This is a genomic window from Pseudokineococcus sp. 5B2Z-1, assembly GCF_037482305.1.
In the GTDB taxonomy this organism is placed as follows: domain Bacteria; phylum Actinomycetota; class Actinomycetes; order Actinomycetales; family Quadrisphaeraceae; genus Pseudokineococcus.
On sequence record NZ_JBBHZG010000004.1, the window covers coordinates 261,153 to 277,120 of the forward strand.

At 78.6% G+C, this 15,968-nt stretch carries 16 protein-coding genes; 10 read left to right on the forward strand and 6 right to left on the reverse strand.

Translation table 11 applies throughout. From position 1 onward, the window contains the following. Positions 1-28 precede the first annotated feature (28 nt). Positions 29-2,131: a hypothetical protein gene (locus WDV85_RS11995; protein ID WP_339570832.1), complete on the forward strand. Its 2,103-nt coding sequence runs from the start codon at positions 29-31 to the stop codon at positions 2,129-2,131. On the opposite strand, the gene WDV85_RS12000 is transcribed toward WDV85_RS11995, so the two are convergent. After that, positions 2,107-3,618: a serine hydrolase domain-containing protein gene (locus WDV85_RS12000; protein ID WP_339570833.1), complete on the reverse strand. Its 1,512-nt coding sequence runs from the start codon at positions 3,616-3,618 to the stop codon at positions 2,107-2,109. The genes WDV85_RS11995 and WDV85_RS12000 overlap by 25 nt on opposite strands. A gap of 240 nt (positions 3,619-3,858) precedes the next feature. Here WDV85_RS12000 and WDV85_RS12005 point away from each other — a divergent pair, with 240 nt between their 5' ends. The 7 genes from WDV85_RS12005 (at position 3,859) to WDV85_RS12035 (ending at position 9,336) form a co-directional block, all read left to right on the forward strand. Then, complete coding sequence (locus WDV85_RS12005; RefSeq protein WP_339570834.1) at positions 3,859-4,872, forward strand: AraC family transcriptional regulator; 1,014 nt, start codon at positions 3,859-3,861, stop codon at positions 4,870-4,872. A gap of 102 nt (positions 4,873-4,974) precedes the next feature. Then, complete coding sequence (locus WDV85_RS12010) at positions 4,975-5,637, forward strand: NAD(P)-dependent oxidoreductase (protein WP_339570835.1); 663 nt, start codon at positions 4,975-4,977, stop codon at positions 5,635-5,637. Then, the gene (locus WDV85_RS12015; RefSeq protein WP_339570836.1) at positions 5,634-6,158 is read left to right on the forward strand and encodes an anthrone oxygenase family protein; all 525 of its coding nucleotides are present in this window, start codon (positions 5,634-5,636) and stop codon (positions 6,156-6,158) included. Before WDV85_RS12010 ends, WDV85_RS12015 begins: the two co-directional genes overlap by 4 nt. 31 nt (positions 6,159-6,189) lie before the next feature. After that, positions 6,190-7,227 carry an NAD(P)-dependent alcohol dehydrogenase gene (locus WDV85_RS12020; RefSeq protein WP_339570837.1) on the forward strand — a complete coding sequence of 346 codons (1,038 nt, stop codon included), beginning with the start codon at positions 6,190-6,192 and terminating at the stop codon, positions 7,225-7,227. Beyond that, positions 7,224-8,078 carry a DUF4386 domain-containing protein gene (locus WDV85_RS12025; RefSeq protein ID WP_339570838.1) on the forward strand — a complete coding sequence of 285 codons (855 nt, stop codon included), beginning with the start codon at positions 7,224-7,226 and terminating at the stop codon, positions 8,076-8,078. The genes WDV85_RS12020 and WDV85_RS12025 overlap by 4 nt, the downstream gene beginning before the upstream one ends. 11 nt (positions 8,079-8,089) lie before the next feature. Next, positions 8,090-8,896: a hypothetical protein gene (locus WDV85_RS12030; RefSeq protein ID WP_339570839.1), complete on the forward strand. Its 807-nt coding sequence runs from the start codon at positions 8,090-8,092 to the stop codon at positions 8,894-8,896. Further along, positions 8,896-9,336, forward strand: coding sequence for a hypothetical protein (locus WDV85_RS12035; RefSeq protein ID WP_339570840.1), 441 nt, complete (start codon positions 8,896-8,898; stop codon positions 9,334-9,336). The genes WDV85_RS12030 and WDV85_RS12035 overlap by 1 nt, the downstream gene beginning before the upstream one ends. Before the next feature lie 42 nt (positions 9,337-9,378). Here the strand turns inward: WDV85_RS12035 and WDV85_RS12040 are convergent, their stop codons facing one another. Together WDV85_RS12040 and WDV85_RS12045 are read right to left on the reverse strand one after the other, a co-directional pair. After that, a complete protein-coding gene (locus WDV85_RS12040; protein WP_339570841.1) occupies positions 9,379-9,981 on the reverse strand; it encodes a DUF4126 domain-containing protein in 603 nt (200 codons plus the stop codon). Positions 9,982-10,085: 104 nt separating this feature from the next. Continuing rightward, a complete protein-coding gene (locus tag WDV85_RS12045; protein WP_339570842.1) occupies positions 10,086-11,030 on the reverse strand; it encodes a DUF368 domain-containing protein in 945 nt (314 codons plus the stop codon). A 131-nt stretch (positions 11,031-11,161) separates the two neighbouring features. Between WDV85_RS12045 and WDV85_RS12050 the strand changes: the two genes are divergently transcribed. After that, entirely contained in the window at positions 11,162-12,202 is a 1,041-nt protein-coding gene (locus WDV85_RS12050) for a hypothetical protein (protein WP_339570843.1), read from the forward strand. Here WDV85_RS12050 and WDV85_RS12055 read toward each other — a convergent pair. The 3 genes from WDV85_RS12055 to WDV85_RS12065 all read right to left on the reverse strand — a co-directional run bounded on the left by WDV85_RS12055 (position 12,129) and on the right by WDV85_RS12065 (position 15,122). Then, positions 12,129-13,037: an SMP-30/gluconolactonase/LRE family protein gene (locus WDV85_RS12055; RefSeq protein WP_339570844.1), complete on the reverse strand. Its 909-nt coding sequence runs from the start codon at positions 13,035-13,037 to the stop codon at positions 12,129-12,131. The genes WDV85_RS12050 and WDV85_RS12055 overlap by 74 nt on opposite strands. After that, the gene (locus WDV85_RS12060) at positions 13,034-13,486 is read right to left on the reverse strand and encodes a pyridoxamine 5'-phosphate oxidase family protein (RefSeq protein WP_339570845.1); all 453 of its coding nucleotides are present in this window, start codon (positions 13,484-13,486) and stop codon (positions 13,034-13,036) included. The genes WDV85_RS12055 and WDV85_RS12060 overlap by 4 nt, the downstream gene beginning before the upstream one ends. 94 nt (positions 13,487-13,580) lie before the next feature. Continuing rightward, a complete protein-coding gene (locus tag WDV85_RS12065; RefSeq protein WP_339570846.1) occupies positions 13,581-15,122 on the reverse strand; it encodes an MDR family MFS transporter in 1,542 nt (513 codons plus the stop codon). A gap of 137 nt (positions 15,123-15,259) precedes the next feature. On the opposite strand from WDV85_RS12065, the gene WDV85_RS12070 reads away from it, so the two are divergent. Next, a complete protein-coding gene (locus WDV85_RS12070) occupies positions 15,260-15,946 on the forward strand; it encodes a TetR/AcrR family transcriptional regulator (protein WP_339570847.1) in 687 nt (228 codons plus the stop codon). The last annotated feature ends 22 nt before the right edge of the window (positions 15,947-15,968 follow it).

The following is a 15,968-nucleotide window of genomic DNA, read 5'->3' on the forward strand; positions in this document are numbered from 1 at the left end:
GTGGCGGCGCGGGCGCACCCCCGCGCCCGTGGAGCCGCCAGCGCCCCTGGCGGCGGCGGAGTCGTACGCCTCCCCGGCGGCCACCTGCGACGTCGTCATGCGCGGCGGCGTCACGAGCGGGGTCGTCTACCCCTGGGCCGTGTGCGAGCTGGCGCGGCACCACCGCCTCGTGCGCGTGGGCGGCACGTCCGCGGGCGCCGTCGCGGCCGCGGCCTCGGCGGCCGCCGAGCACGGGCGCCACGGGGGCGCCTCCGGGCGCGGCGGCTTCCCCGTGCTCGCGCGCCTGCCGGGGGACCTCGCCTCGGCTCGCCGCGGCCGCTCCCGCCTCTCCACGCTCTTCGCGCCGCAGCGCGCGACGGCGCCGCTCCTGCGGCTGCTCCTCGCCGTCCTGGCCGCGCGCGAGGCCGGGTCGCTCGCCGCCCGCGCCCGCGCCGCGCTCACCGGCGTCGGCGCCGCGGCCGTGGCTCCCGGCGGCTGGTGGCGGCTCCTCCTCGGCGCCGCCCCGGGCCTCGTCCTGCTGGTGCTCGCCGCGTCGGGCGGTGCGTCCGCCGCCACGGCCGTCCTCGTGGCCGTCGTCGGCGTCCTCGTCCTGCTCGCCGGCACGGCCGCGGGCGCCGCGGCCGTGCACCTGCGGGCGCTGCGCGTCGCCGTCCCCGCCAACCTCTACGGCGTCTGCTCCGGCATGCCCGCCGGTGACGCGCCGGACGACGACCGGGTCCTGGCCCCGTGGCTCACCGACCTCCTCGACGAGGCCGCCGGCCTGCCCGAGGGCGGGGGACCGCTCACCTTCGGGCACCTGTGGGCGGGCCCGGGGGCCGAGCCGCTCACGGGTCTCGAGGAGGCGCCGGACGACGCCGCGGTGCGGCTCGAGGTCGTCACCACCTCGGTGACGCACGGGCGGCCCGTGCGCATGCCGCTGGGCGCGCGGCGCGACGGCGTCCCGCCCCTCTACGTCGACCCGGCCGAGCTGCGGCGGCTGCTGCCCGAGCGCGTCGTCGCCTGGGTCGAGGAGCACCCGCCCCCGCTGCCGGAGGACCCGGCCGAGCGGCTCGAGTGCCGGGCGCGCGACGCCCTCGCGCGCCCGCTCGTGCCCCTGCCGGCGTCGGCGGACCTGCCCGTCGCCCTGGCCGTGCGCACGAGCCTGTCCTACCCGCTGCTCATCAGCGCGGTGCCCTTCCACGTCCTCGACCTCGAGGAGGGCGCCGGTGCGCTGCGGCGCGTCGCCGCGGCGGTCGACGACGTGCTCTCGTCCGCCACCTCCTCCGGGTCCTCCGGGGCGCCGGGCGCCGCTCCGGGCGAGGAGGACCCGCTGGGGGCGGTCCTCGTGCGCCTGCCCGGCGAGGTGCTGCCGACCCGGCGGGTGTGGACGACGGACGGCGGCGTCACGAGCAACTTCCCCGTGCAGGTCTTCGACGCCTTCGCGCCGTCGCGGCCGACCTTCGGCATCACCCTGCGCCCGCAGCGCCCCGGCTCCCCCGTGGGAGGTCCGCTGGACCCGGGCGCACCGGGTCCCGCCGACGACGCCCTCGCCCCGGTGCTGCACCCGCTCGAGCCGGGGGCCGACGGCGCACCCGCCGGCGTCCTGCGCTTCGCGGGCGCCGTGCTGTCGACGATGCAGGACTGGTCCGACACCGTGCAGCTGCCCCTGCCGGGCGTGCGGGACCGGGTGGCGCAGGTCGAGGTCCCCGCGGGGGACGGCGGGTGGGACCTGCGGATGCCGCCCGAGGCCATCGCCCGTCTGGCCGGCCGCGGCCGCGAGGCCGGGGTCGCCCTGCGCGAGCGCTTCACCACCGCGGACGCGTCGGGGTGGACGGGGTGGGAGGTCCACCGGTGGACCCGGCTGCGCGCCTCGCTGCCCCTGCTCGAGGAGGCCGCCGGCGAGCTCGTGGCGGCTCTCGACCCGGCGACCGCGGGCCCCGGCGAGCAGGACCTGCGCGAGATGCTGCGCCTGCCGCCCGAGGAGGTGCCGGTGCACCCGTGGACCGGCCGGTCGCAGCGGCGGCGCGCGCAGCGGGCCCTCGCCGGGCTGCTGGAGTCCTCGCCCGCGGGCGTCCCCCCGGAGGACCGGCTCGGTGCCGGCGCCCCCCAGCCGCCGCTGGCGCTGCGCTACGGGCCGCGCGACGGCGTCTGAGGTGCTGCCGGCCGGCCCACGGGCGCCCGCGGGAGCCGGCGGCCGGGCCCCGTCAGGGCGATCCCCAGCCGGAGGACGGCCCACAGCACCCCGGTGGCGGCGCCGGCGACGAGCACGAGCGCGAGGTCGGGCTGGAAGAGGCCGAGGGTGGCGACGGTGGTCCCGAGCAGGCGCGGGACCAGGTCGAGGACCACCCACGCCCCTGCCGTCGTCGTCAGCAGCGGGAGACCGATGCTGAGCACGCCGGCGGGTCCCCGCTTCGCGCGGATCGCGTCCCGGTGCCGCCACGCCCACGCCGCGCTCAGCACGTAGCCGACAGGGAGGAGCACGAGGGAGGCGAAGAGCAGCGACCGGGGCCAGCGCGGCCCGGCGTCGACCTCCGCGAGGCCCAGGGCCGCGGCGGTGACGCGGTCGCGCAGCACCGTGGTCTCCCCGACCCCGACGCCGCTGCCGGCGTTGACGAGGACCACGGCCGCCCGGCCCTCCGCGGGCACCATCGTCGCGAGCGTCTCGACCCCCGGGGTCGAGCCCGAGTGCCACACGGTCCCCCGGTCGCTGTCCACGGACCACCCGAGGCCGTACCAGGGCGACGCCCCGCCCGCCGGGCTCGTGAGCAGCGCCTCGCCCCGCGCGCTCACGACGTCGTCCTCGCCGTCCACCATGGCCGCCAGGTAGCGCGCCACGTCCCGGGCGCTGGCCACGACCCCGCCGGCCGGGGCGCCCGCCCGGTCGGTGCCGTCCTCCGGCAGCGGGTGCTTCGTCCAGAACCACGGCCGGTGCCCCGTCGCCATGACGTCGTGCGTCCGTCCGTCCGCCACGAAGCTGTCGTCCATCCCCAGGGGCCGGAGGACCTCCTCGGTGACGTAGCGCTGGTACGTCCGCCCGCTCACCTCCTCGACCAGGCGGCCCAGCACGAGGTACCCGGCGTTCGAGTACTCCCACCGCTCGCCGGGCGCTCGCGCCGGACCGGCGGCCGCGAGCCGGGCGACGCGGCGCTCCAGGTCGTCCTCCGCCCCACCCCGACCGGGGCTCCCCTGGCGCGTGGAGAAGCCCGCCGTGTGGCTGAGGAGCTGGCGGACGGTGACGTCCGCAGCCGGGCCGCCCGCGAGGGAGGCGACGTAGCGCGAGGCCGGAGCGTCCAGGTCGACGTCGCCCGCCTCGACGAGCTGCACGACGGCGAGCGCGGTGACGCCCTTGGTGATGGACCCGAGGGCGAAGGGCGTGGCCGGGGTGACGCGCTCGTCGTCGCCGAGCCGGGCGACCCCGGCGGCTCCCGCCGGGCCGACCTCGCCGTCGAGGACGACGGCCCAGGCGACCCCCGGGGCGCCCGAGGCGTCCAGCTCGGCCGCGACGACCTCCTCGACCGCTCGCGCGACGCCCTCGGCGCTCTGCGGCGCCGAGATCGCCGTCGTCCGGGCCCCGGAGGGCCACGGCGGGGCGACGGCCAGCACGAGACCGAGCGCGAGCGCCGGGAGCAGCAGCCTCACGTCCTGCACCTCCTCTGCCGGTCGTCGTGCGGAGCCGGGGAAGGTACCCGCTCGCGGCGGGCCCGGACCGGGGCACTCCGGCCCTGTCTCCCCCTGCGGCCGCCGTCGGAGCCTGGGCCGAGCAGAGCCCGAGCGCCGCCGCGGGCGCCCGTGGTCCGGAGGCCGGAGGTGGCGCCGGGGCGACGGCAGGGCGGCGCCGACGACGCCCGGCGGGTGCGAGCGTCCGGGAGGGGGAGACCGGTGCCAGGGCAGTCCACCGGCGTGGTCCGGCTGCTGGTCGCCGCCTACGGCGGCCCGCTGGAGCGCGCGGACCTGCTCGCGGACGTGGGGCTGGCCCCGGCCCCCCGGCCCGACGACCCCCTCGTGGTGCCCGCCGACGACGCGTGGGCCCTCCTCGAGCGGATGGCCGCGCACGGCGGGGCGGACCTGCCGGCGCGCTTCGCCGCGGCCGTCTCCCCGGACCACTACGGGGTGCTGGGGCTGTGCGTGAAGACGGCCGCCTGCCTGCGGGAGGCGCTGGAGCGCGTCGTCCGCTACTTCCTCGTCGTCACCGACACCGCCACGTACGAGCTGCGCGAGACGGCCGGTGGCGCCGACCTCGTCATGCGCCGGGAGGGCGACCGGCCGGGCCTGCTGCTGGCCGACGAGTGCGGGCTCGCCGCGCTCGTCTCGGTGCTGCGCCAGGTCGCGGTCGCGCCCGTGCGCCCACGGGCCGTCTGCTTCCGCCACCCGGCCCCCGCCTCGACGGCGGACCTGCGCCGACTGTTCGGCTGCTCGGTCGCCTTCGGCGCCCCGGAGGACGTCGTCGTCCTCGACGAGGACGTGCTGCGCACCCCGACGCGGCTGGCCGACGAGGGCCTGTCGGACTTCCTCCTGGCCGGCCTCGACGAGGAGTGGCGGCGCACGCGGGAGTCGACGACCTTCGAGGGCCGCGTGCGCGAGGCCGTGGCCGCGAGCCTGAGCGGAGGGGTGCCGCTCCTGGCGCGGACGGCCTCCCGCCTCGGTACGAGCGAGCGCACGCTGCAGCGCCGGCTCGCCGAGCGCGGCCTGGCGTACTCGGGGCTCGTCGACGAGGCGCGCCGCGAGGTGGCGGAGCACCTGGTGGAGCGCACCGGCACGCCGTTCGCCGAGGTCGCCTACCTCGCCGGCTTCTCCGAGCAGAGCGCCTTCTGCCGGGCCTTCCGGCGCTGGACGGGCACCACGCCCTCCGCGCGCCGGTCGGCCGGCCGGCCGGCGGGCGCGCGCGCCGGCTGACCGCGCGCGCCACCGCGGGGGGCGTCCGGTGTCAAGACCGGCGGGCACGGGCGCTCCTAGCGTCGGAGCAGGTCGAGGGACGCCAGACGGAGGGAGCCGGACGTGTCCGAGCCGAGCAGCGTCGCGGTCGTCGGCGCCACGGGCGGGACGGGCCGGGAGGTCGTCGAGCGGCTGGCCGCCGACGGGCACCTCGTGACGGCGTTCGCACGCACCGCGCACCGCCTCGCGCGGGAGGTCGACGGCGTGGTGACGATGGACGGCGACGCCACCGACCCTGAGGCGGTCGGCGCCGCGGTCGCCGGGCAGGACGCCGTCGTCGTCACCCTGGGCATCGCCGAGAACCCGCTGCGGGTCCGGCTCACCGGGCCGGCGCGCACCCCCGCGGACGTGCGCTCGCGCGGCACGCGCACGGTCGTCGAGGCGGCGCGGCGCCACGGCGCGCGGCGCCTCGTCGTCCTGAGCAGCTTCGGCGTCGGTGAGACGCGCCGGCTGCTCCGCCCGCTCGACCGCCTCGTCCTCTCCGCGCTGCTGCGTCCGCAGATCGCCGACACCGAGGCCCAGGAGCGGGTCGTCCGCGAGAGCGGCCTCGAGTGGGTGCTCGTGCGCCCGGTGCACCTCGACGACGGACCGGCGTCCGAGCCCCTCGTCGCGACCGGCGGCGACGTGCGCGGCTGGCGCGTCAGCCGCGCGTCGGTGGCGGGGGTGCTGGCCGAGGCCGCCACGAGCCGGAGGTGGACCGGCAGCGCCCTGGCGGTGTCGGGATGAGCGGTGCCGGGGCGAGCGGGGTCGACCTGTCCGTCGTCGTCACGTCCACGACGGTCGCGGCCGCGGTGTGCACCGGTCTGGTCGCGGGCCTGCTCGGCGGCTTCGCCGTCCTCGTGATGCCCGGCCTGCGCGCGCTGGGCGACCGCGAGCACGTCGCGGCGTTCCGCGCCGTGGACGGCGTCGTCCAGCGCGGCTCGCCGCTCTTCCTCGTCGCGTGGGGCGGCTCGGCCGTGCTCCCGGTGGTCGCGGCCGGCGTCCGCGTCGCCTCCGACGGCGGCCCCTCCCTCGCGCTGCTCGCGGGCGCCGCCGCGGTGTCGCTCCTGGCGGTGCACCTGCCGACGGTCGCCGTGCACCTGCCGATCAACCGCCGGGTCCAGGCGGCCGGCCGGGCCGCACCGGGCGCACCCGCCGCGGCGTCCCTGCGCCACGAGCTGGAGCACCGCTGGTCGCGGTGGAACCGCGTGCGCGCGCTCGCCGCCCTCGCGGCTCTGCTCCTGCTGCTGCTCGCCCTGGTCCGGTGACCCACCGGGCCTCGACCCACGAGGAGGAGAGATGACCGCGACCGAGCCCCGACCTCCCGGTGCGCCACCGGACGGCGCGCGCCCGCCCACCACCCGTGCCGTCGGCCAGCGGGCCTACGGACCGCCCGACGGGCTCCGGCTCACCACCGTCCCGCGGCCCTCGCCGGGGCCCGGCGAGGTGCTCCTCGAGGTGCGCGCGGCCGGCGTCGACCGCGGCGTCTGGCACCTGGTGACGGGCCGCCCGTACCTCATGCGCGTGCTCGGCTTCGGCCTGCGGCGCCCGGCGCGCCCCGTGCCCGGCCGCGACGTCGCGGGGGTCGTGCGGGAGGTCGGGCCCGGCGTCACGGACCTCGCCCCGGGCGAGGAGGTGGTCGGCTTCGGCGCGGGCGCCTTCGCCGAGCACTGCCTCGCCCGCGCCGACCAGCTCGTGCCGAGGCCCGCCTCCCTCGACCCCGTGCACGCCGCCGCCCTCCCCGTCTCCGGGGTGACCGCGCTGCAGGCGGTCCGCGACCGCGCCCGCGTCCGGCCGGGGCAGCGCGTGCTCGTCCTCGGCGCGTCCGGCGGGGTCGGCTCCTTCGCCGTGCAGGTCGCCGCGGACGCCGGTGCGCACGTCACGGGCGTGGCGAGCGGGGCGCGGACCGAGCTCGTGCGCTCCCTCGGCGCCGACGAGGTCGTCGACCGCGCGCAGCGGGACCCGCTGGACGGGTCCCGCCGGTACGACGTCGTCGTCGACACCGGGGGGAGCAGGCCCCTGCGGCACCTGCGACGGGCCCTGGCGCCGCGCGGCGTGCTCGTCGTCGTCGGAGGGGAGGGGGGCGGCCGGCTCCTCGGCGGGGTCGACCGCGGCCTGCGGGCCGCGCTGTGGTCCCTCGTCTCGCGCCGGACGATGGGCACCTTCGTCGCCGCCGAGCGGCAGGCCGACGTCCGCGAGCTCGTCGCCATGGCCGCCGACGGCCGCCTCGCGCCCGCCGTCACCCGCACCTACCCGCTCGAGCGGGCCGCGGAGGCGGTCCGGGACCTCGAGCTCGGTCGGGTCCGCGGGAAGGCCGTGCTGGAGGTGGCCCCGTGACCGCGCGCACCGCAGCTCCCCGCGCCGCCCCGGCTCCCGCGGGTCCGCCCGCCGGCGCGGCGCCGTGGGCCGGTGGGGCGGGGGCGACGACGTCGCCGCGCCGGGCCGCGCTCGTCGCCGGCAGCGGGTACGCCGGCATCTTCGTCCTCGCCGTCCTGGCGAACTTCGTGGTGCTGGAGGACGTGCGGGGCGCGGGCGACCCCGCCGCGGTCGCGCGGGCGGTCGCCGACCGGGAGGTCCTCGTGCGGGCCGCCGCGGCCGCCTTCCTCCTCGTCGCCGTCCTCGACGTGGTCGTCGCCTGGGCGCTCGACGTGCTCCTCGCGCCCGTCCACCGCGACCTGTCGAGGCTCGCGGCCTGGCTGCGGCTCGTGCACGCCGTCCTCATGGGCGCCGGCGCCTCGGTCCTCGTCGTGGCCGCCGGGCCGGCCGGCGGGGGGACGACGACGCCGGCCCAGCGGGCCCAGCAGGTGGGGCTGCTGCTGGAGGTCTTCGACGTCCTCTGGCTGGCCGGTCTCCTCGCCTTCGGCGTCCACCTCGTGCTGCTGGCGGTCCTCCTGGGGCTCTCCCGCCGGGCGCCGGTGCTCCTCGGCGCCGTCCTCGCCGTCGCCGGGGGCGCCTACGCCACCGACACGCTCGCCCGGTACCTGCTGCCCGCCTACGAGGACGTCGCCGCCGTCCTCCTCGTCGTCGTCGCCGTGCCCTCGGTGCTCGGCGAGCTGGCGCTCACCGTCTGGCTCCTCGTGCGGGGCGGGCGCCGTGTGGCGGGCTCCGCCCCGGCGCCCGCCCGGGCGCCCCGCGGGACCGGCGGCCCCGCGCGCCCCCGTCCGTCCGGCCGTCCCGACCACCCGTGAGGAGACTCGTCATGTCGGCCCCCGCCCAGCCCCAGCCGCCGTCCTCCCGGAGGCCGCGCCCCGGGCGCGGCGCGCCCGAGCCCGCCGCCGACCCGCACGAGACCCCCGCGGGTGCCGTGCTCGTCGACCCCGCCCCCTCCTCGCGAGGGACCGCCGCCCGCGCCGGCGCCGTCGCCGCGCTCGTCAAGGCCGCCACCTACCTCCTCGGCCTCGGGCTCGTGGGGCTCTACCTCGCCCCCCGCGGCTTCGTCGAGGCGCAGGGCGACCCGGAGGCCTCCCTGGCCTTCCTCCTCGAGCACCGGGTGCTCCTCCACCTGTGGTACCTGGCGCTCTACCTCGTCGGCGGGGGCGCTCTCGTCGTCCTCGTGCTGGCCGTGCACCAGCGGCTGCGCGGGGCCGCCGGTGGCCTCGCGCTGCCCACGGCCACGGCCACGGCCACGGCCCTCGGCCTGGTCTGGGCCGGTCTCCTGCTGGCGTCCGGGCTCGTCGCCCTCGTCGGCCAGAGCGCCGTCGCGGACCTCGCCGTCGTCGACCGTGACCTCGCGGTGGCGACGTGGTCGTCGGTCGTCGTCGTGCAGGACGCCCTCGGGGGCGGCGTCGAGGTGGTGGGCGCCGCCTGGGTCTTCCTCGTCGGGGTCCTCGCCCTCCGCTCGGGCCGGCTCGGGCGCAGCCTCGGCGTGGTGGGGGTGGGGCTGGGTGTCGTCGGCGCCCTGACCCTCGTCCCGGCGGCCGCCGACGTCGCCGCCACCGCCTTCGGGCTCGTCTTCATCGCCTGGTTCGTCCTCGCGGCTGTCGAGCTGCTGCGGACGAGACCGTGATGCGCGCCGCGAGGAGCGCGGCGGTCGCGGCCGCCGCCCTGCTCGGCGGGGTCGCCGTCGTCCAGGCCGGGGCCGCGGCGGGTGCACCCGTCGGGGCCCACCTCTACGGCGGCCGCGCTGCCCACGTCGACGGCGTGCTGCCCGCGGGCCACCGGGTCGCGAGCGGGGGCGCTGCCCTGCTGCTGCTGGGCCTCGCCGTCCTCCTCCTGGTGCGCGCGGGGCTCCTGCGCGCACCCCTGCCGCCCGCCGCCACCGGGCGGGCGACGTGGCTCCTCGTGGTGCTCATGGCCGCGAGCACCGTGGCCAACGCGGCCTCGACGAGCGCTGTCGAGCGGTGGGGCATGGGGTCCGTGACGGCGGCCGTGGCGCTCCTGGCCGCGGTGGTCGCCCGGTCGCCGCTGCCCGACGCGCGCGCCGTCGGCGTGCCCGACGGGCGCTGACGGGACGCTCGGCGGGGCGGACGCGCCGGCGCCGCGGGACCCTCAGACCGGGCGCACGGCCCGGCGCCGTCGCCGCCGGCGGACGACGGCCACGGCGACGGCGACCAGCACCGCCAGGGCGACGAGCACCAGCACGGGCGCGAGCAGCGCGGAGGCCACGAGCCCGAGGGAGAGGGCGTCCTCGGCCGCCGAGGCCACGGGGGCGCCGACGCCCGCCGTCGTGGCGTTCACGGCGGCCCGGCCCGCGGCCTTCAGCAGGTGGACGACGAGCGCGACCGCAGCGCCCGCCAGGACCGTCGTCCAGTCCACGCCCGCGAGCCACGAGGCGTCCCCTCCGGCCGCGACGGCGCCCCCGCCGTCGGCCCCACCCGTCCCGGCGCTCGCCGCCACCCCGCCGGCGAGCGGCCGGACGACGGTCTGCAGCGCGTCGTTGACGTGGTCGACGCCGGGCACCTTGTCGGCGAGGGCCTCGACGAGCAGCAGCACGGCGAGGACGGCGAGCACGCCCGGATCCGAGAGCCACGCCCACCCGTCGGGGAGCGCGACGACGTCGGTCCACCGCGCGGCCGCGCCGAGCAGGAGCAGGGGCAGCCACGCGTTGAGGCCGGCGGCGCTCGCGAGGCCCGCCCCGGTCAGCAGCTCCACGGGTCCTCCTCCGGCGGTCGGCGCGTCGTCCACGGTACGGACGCGCACCGGGCGCCGCGCGGCGCAGGGCGCGGCTCAGGAGCGTCCGCCGCCGGGCGTCGGCGTCAGCGCGCCGCGCGAGGCTCGTCCGCGGTGGAGGAGGCCGGGTCCGCCCCGCCGACCAGCCGCTCGACGACGAGCAGCGCGACGACGACGGCCGCCCCGGCGAGGGCCAGCCCGAGGATCGCCAGCACGTCGCCGGAGGGCGCCAGCACGTCGCGCTCCTCGGTCTGCCAGGGCCACAGGGCGCGCAGGGAGCCGGCCATGAGGCCGGTCATGACGGCGAGCGTCACGGCCCGGTGGGTGGAGAGCAGGTGCTGCAGCAGCCGCACGAAGAGGGCCAGGCCGATGACGGCGCCGAGCGCGAAGGCACCGAGGTAGCCGAGGTCGCGCGCGTTGACGGCGGCGATGGTCGGCTCGTAGAGGCCGACGGTCGCGAGGAGGAAGGAGCCCGAGACGCCCGGCAGCACGAGGGCGCAGATGGCGACAGCGGCCGCCAGCGAGACGACCGGCAGCGGCGGGTCGGCGGCCGAACCCGGGGGCAGCCCGGTGAGGACGAACGCCAGGACGGCCGCGACGACGGCGACGACGACGAGCCGCGCCGTCCAGGCCCGCCCGACCATCAGGGCCGGGACGCTGAGCGAGGCCAGGACGAGCCCGGCGAAGACGGCGCGCGAGCCGACGGGGTGGTCCTCGAGCAGCGGCTCGATGAGGGAGGCGCCCACGACGACGGCGACGACGGTGCCGAGCAGGAGCGGGACGACGACGAGCCAGGTGCCCTGCGCCAGCTCGGCGCGCGCCCCGCGGACGTCGCCCGTCACGAGCCGGCGGAACGCCGTGACCGTGTGGCCGGCCGTGTCGATGAGAGTCTCGTAGACGCCGGTGATGAGGGCGATCGTCCCGCCGCTGACCCCGGGCACCACCTCGGCGGCGCCCATGAGCATCCCGCGGCCGACGTGCAGCGGCACGTGGCTCACCGGCGTGCGCGAGCGCTGGTCCTGCGTCGTCATGGGAGGACCGTAGGCGGTGGTCCCTCGCGGAGGTGGCGGCACGAGGACGGCGCAGGCCCGTCCTCGTGCAGCCACCTCGGTCGTCCACAGGCCTCGACGCACGCCCCGGCCGGTCGGTCCAGCCTCGTCGCGTGCCGAGGACGTCGTCGCTGCCCGCCTCCCTGGCCGCGCTGGCGTCGCAGCAGGGCGGGTGCCTCTCCCGCGCGCAGCTGCGCGAGCACGGCGTGGACGCCGAACGGGTGGCCTCCGAGGTGCGTGCCGGGCGCTGGTGCGTCGTCGGCCCGCTCGTCGTGCGCACCTCCACCGGTGAGCTCGACGTCGCCGCGAGGCGGTGGACCGCGGTCCTGTCCGGCGGGTCTGGGGCCGCCTTGGCGGGGCTGTCGGCGTCGGAGGTCCACGGGCTGCGGGGGTGGGAGCGCTCGTCGGTCCATGTCCGCGTGGCCCGGGGGCACCGGCTGCCCGCGCTGGCCGGCACGACGGCGACGTCGAGCCGCCGGACCGCGCGGGTGGTGCGACGCGGGGGCCTGCCCGTGCTCGCCGTGGAGGACGCCGCGGCGGAGGCGGCGGGCGCGGCCCGTTCGGCGGCCACGGCAGGGGGTCTGCTGGCGGCGGTCGTCCAGCAGCGGCTGACGACGCCGGCGCGGCTGCGCGCAGCCGTCCTCGTCGCCGGGCAGGTGCGGCACCGCCGTGAGCTGCTCGCCGTGCTCGACGACGTGGAGGGCGGGGCGCAGGCGCTGTCGGAGGTGCGGTCGGTGCGCCTGTGCCGGACGGCGGGTCTGCCGGCGCCGGCGCAGCAGGCGGTCCGGCGCGACGCCACGGGGCGCCGTCGCGACCTGGACGCCCTGTGGGAGGTGGAGGACGGGCGCCGCGTCCTGCTCGAGGTGGACGGCGTCGGGCACGTCGAGGAGGCCCGCTGGTACGACGACCTGCTGCGCGCCGCGGAGGTCACCCGGCCCGGCGAGGTGGTGCTCCGCCTGCCCGCCCGAGCGCTGCGGGTCGAGCCGGAGCGGGTGGCGGCGCTCCTGCGGCGCCATCTCGAGCCGGCTGGCAGCACCAGGACGGCGCAGGCCCGTCCTCGTGCAGCCGACCTCGGCCGGCTCAGCGCGGGGCGAGCACGTGCGCGGCGTCGCGCACGCGCGTGCGCAGCCGGTACAGGCTCGTCGAGGCGGTGACGAACACGTCGGTCCCGCTCGGCCCGCCGAAGCAGAGGTTGCTCACGACCTCGCCGACGGGCACGCGACCGACCTCGGTGCCGTCGGGCCGGATGACCACGAGCGAGGTGTCCGCCGTCGTCCAGACGTGGCCGTGCTCGTCCACGCGGATCCCGTCGGGCAGCCCGGGGTCCACCTCGGCGAGCACGCGCCCGCCCGCGCAGCGGCGCCCGTCGACGACGTCGTAGGCGTGGACCGCGTGCCCGTCACCGGGCGGGTCGTCGTCGCGGGTGGGGGCGCGGGAGGAGTCGGCGACGTAGAGCACGCGCTCGTCGGGGGAGAACGCCAGCCCGTTGGGCATGGCGACGTCGGTGACGACGGCGTCGAGCTCCCCGGTGGCCGGGTCGAGGCGGAAGACGTGGTGGCCGCCGTACTCCTCCTCGCCGGGGTGGCCCTCGGCCCGGCGGTGGATGCCGTAGGAGGGGTCGGTGAACCACACCGTGCCGTCGGAGCGGACGACGACGTCGTTCGGCGAGTTGAGGCGCTGCCCGCGCCAGGCGTCGACGAGCCCGGTGACGACGCCGTCGCGCTCGACCTCGACGCGCCGGCGGCCGTGCGAGCACTGCACGACCTCGCCGTCGAGGCCGAGCGTCCGGCCGTTCGTGAACTCGACGTCGTCGGCGAGGACCCCCCACGCGCGGGTGGGCTCGTGCCACTCCATGACGCGGTTCCCCGGGATGTCGCTGCACCGCACCGCGCGCCGGGCGGGCACCCACAGGGGGCCCTCGGCCCACGTCATCCCGCCGCCGAGGCGCTCGACCGCGGCCCCGGGAGGCAGCAGGTCCGCGAGCGTCACAGGTACATGCTGCCGTCGGCGAACCAGGGCCCGCCGGACGTGATGCGCCGCCCCGTGACCCGGTGCGGGATGACGCGCACCCAGTGCTCGCGCTCGCCCGGCGCCCAGGGCTCCACGCCGGTGCGGCGGGTGCGCTCGGCGAGGTCGGCGGCGTGGTCGTCGCCGACCTCCTCGGCCAGCCCCTGCACGAGCACGCTCCAGCCCGTGCGCGTGGAGCGCTCGGTGTGGTCGACCTGGAAGGCCACGTTGCGGTGGTCGACGCGCTCGCGCAGCGCCTCGCCGGTGCGCACGACGACGACCCCGCCGCTCATGGCGAAGTTCACCGGGACGACGAGCGGGTGCTCGCCCTCCACCACGGCCAGCCGGCCGACCACCTGCGTGCCCAGCAGCTCGTGGCACTGCGCCGTCGTGAGCTCCTCGAGCTTGTTCTCGTGCGGCCTCGTCGCCATGGCTCCCCCTCCGTGCGGCGTGCTCCTCGGGGCCAGGAGACCACCTCCGGGGCCCGGTCACCACGGGACCTCCGGCCCGGGCTGCCTCCCGGCGTCAGTGCGGCACGACCTCGGGCGACGGCTGCTGCGCCGGGCGCCGCACGAGCAGGGAGACGCCCACCGCGACGACCGAGAGCACGGCGCCGACGAGGAAGGCGGCGCGGACGCCGTCGGCCGTGGCGGCCACCGCGTCGGCGCCCTCGGCGAGCCGGGCCGCCGTCGTCGTGCTGAGCAGCGTCACGAACAGGGCGGTGCCCGCGCCGCCCGCGAGCTGCTGCACCGTGCTGACGACGGCGCTGCCGTGGGAGTACAGGCGCGGCGGCAGGGACCCCAGCGCCGACGTCAGCAGGGGCGTGAAGACGAACGCGAGACCGGCGCTGAGCAGGACGTGCGCCGCGACGACGTGCAGCGGCGAGGAGCCGGCGCCCAGCGTCGTCAGCGTCCACAGCGCGGCGCTCACGACGACGACCCCGGGGGTCACGAGCGGGCGCGGGCCCACCCGGTCGAAGAGCCCGCCGACGACCGGTGAGAGGACGGCCATGACGACGCCGCCGGGCAGCAGCAGCAGCCCGGTGCTCAGCGTGGAGAGGTCGAGGACCTGCTGCAGGTAGAGCGGCAGCACGATGAGCGACCCGAAGAGCGCCACCATGCTGATGACGACGAGCCCCACCGCGATCGCGAAGGCGCGCGTGCCGAAGACCCGCAGGTCCAGCAGGGCCGCGTCCACCCGGGCCAGCCGCAGCTGGCGGCGGACGAAGACGGCGAGGGCCGCGGCGCCGACGGCGATCGGCACCCACAGCGGCAGGACGTGCGCGCCCCCGCCCTCCCCGATGCTCGACAGGCCGTAGAGGAGGCCGCCGAAGGCGAGCGCCGACAGCATCACCGAGGGGACGTCGAGGGAGCTCGGGCGCGGCGTCGTCGCGTTGCGGATGCGCGCGGCGCCGAGGGCCAGGGAGACGAGCGCGATCGGCAGCACGAGCCAGAACATCCAGCGCCAGTCGAGCACCGAGAGGACGAGGCCGGAGATCGTCGGGCCGATGGCGGGCGCCACGGCGATGACGATCGAGATGCGCCCCATCATCCGTCCGCGCGAGGACGCGGGGACGAGCGTGAGGACGGTCGTGAAGAGCAGCGGCATCATGATCGCGGTGCCGCTCGCCTGGACGACGCGGCCGACGAGCAGCGCCCCGAAGCCCGGCGCGAGAGCCGCGACGAGCGTGCCCGTGCTGAACAAGGACATCGCCGTGAGGAAGAGCGGCCGGATGTGGAAGCGCTGCAGCAGGAAGCCGGTCACGGGGATGACGACGGCCATGGTGAGCATGAACCCGGTCGTGAGCCACTGCGCCGTCGCCGTCGTGACCTGCAGGTCCTCCATGAGGCGCGGCAGGGCGACGCTCATGATCGTCTCGTTGAGGATGACGACGAAGGCCGACACGAGCAGCAGCCCGATGACGAGCCCGCTGCCGGGAGCCATCCGCTCGGCGGTGCCGGTGACCCCCGTGCCGCTCGCGGCCCCCGCCGCCGGGCTCCCCGTCCCCGCCGCCGGGCTCCCCGTCCCCGCCGCCGGGCTCGTGCCCGGGTCCGCCGCTGCCGTCATGCCGCCACCTGTCCTCGCCCGTCCACGTCCTCGACGCCCGGGACGGCGCTGTCCGTGGCATCGGACCGCAGCATGGCACAGACTGCCACCTCGGCACGGGCTGCTAATGTCGGCCGGAGGCGACCCGAGGAGTCCGCATGAGCGAGGCCGTCGCCGACGGCGGCACCAGCGCCCGGCCCGACCTGCGCGAGCGGCGCCGCCGGGAGACCCGGGCCGAGATCGGCGCCGTGGCCCTCGACCTCGTCGAGGCCCGCGGCTACGCGGCCACGACGGTCGAGGACATCGCGCGCGCCGCCGGCGTCTCCCCGCGCACCTTCTTCCGGTACTTCCCGAGCAAGGAGGCGGCGGTCCTCGCGCCCGACGAGGAGGCCGAGGCCGCGCTGGCCGAGGCGCTCGCGCGGCCGCGACCGGGGTGCTCGCTGCTCGAGCGCGTCGAGGCGGCGTTCGGCGAGCTCGTCGCCCGGCTGGCCGAGGTCCCCCCTGAGGACGTCGTCCCCCGCGTGCTGCGCGTGCGCCGCCTCGTCCTCGCCGACCCCGCCCTGACGGCCGCGGCGCTGGGGCTGCAGTCCCAGCAGGCCGACCGGGTCGCCGAGCTCGTGGCCGCCGTCGCCGGCACGACGCCGCAGGACCTGCGCACCCGCCTCGTGGCCGAGGTCGCGGGGACGGCGGTCCGTCTCACGTGCGACGAGTGGGCGCGCCGCGCCGAGGCCGGTGAGCGCCCCGACCTCGTCGCGCTCCACGAGCGGACGCGCGCCGTGCTCCGCGACGTCGTCGCCCCCGCCTCCGCCGACGGCGCCACCCGCGACGCGACCCCGTCCACCTGACGTCGCAGGGCGCCGCTCGCGC

Bases quoted from the DNA above. Each gene is read 5' to 3' on its own strand.
- WDV85_RS12020 (WP_339570837.1), top strand. From the start codon at position 6,190: ATGACCGCGACCGAGCCCCGACCTCCCGGTGCGCCACCGGACGGCGCG.
- WDV85_RS12015 (WP_339570836.1), top strand. From the start codon at position 5,634: ATGAGCGGTGCCGGGGCGAGCGGGGTCGACCTGTCCGTCGTCGTCACG.
- WDV85_RS12060 (WP_339570845.1), bottom strand. From the start codon at position 13,486: ATGGCGACGAGGCCGCACGAGAACAAGCTCGAGGAGCTCACGACGGCG.
- WDV85_RS12045 (WP_339570842.1), bottom strand. From the start codon at position 11,030: ATGACGACGCAGGACCAGCGCTCGCGCACGCCGGTGAGCCACGTGCCG.
- WDV85_RS12035 (WP_339570840.1), top strand. From the start codon at position 8,896: ATGCGCGCCGCGAGGAGCGCGGCGGTCGCGGCCGCCGCCCTGCTCGGC.
- WDV85_RS12070 (WP_339570847.1), top strand. From the start codon at position 15,260: ATGAGCGAGGCCGTCGCCGACGGCGGCACCAGCGCCCGGCCCGACCTG.
- WDV85_RS12030 (WP_339570839.1), top strand. From the start codon at position 8,090: ATGTCGGCCCCCGCCCAGCCCCAGCCGCCGTCCTCCCGGAGGCCGCGC.
- WDV85_RS12065 (WP_339570846.1), bottom strand. From the start codon at position 15,122: ATGACGGCAGCGGCGGACCCGGGCACGAGCCCGGCGGCGGGGACGGGG.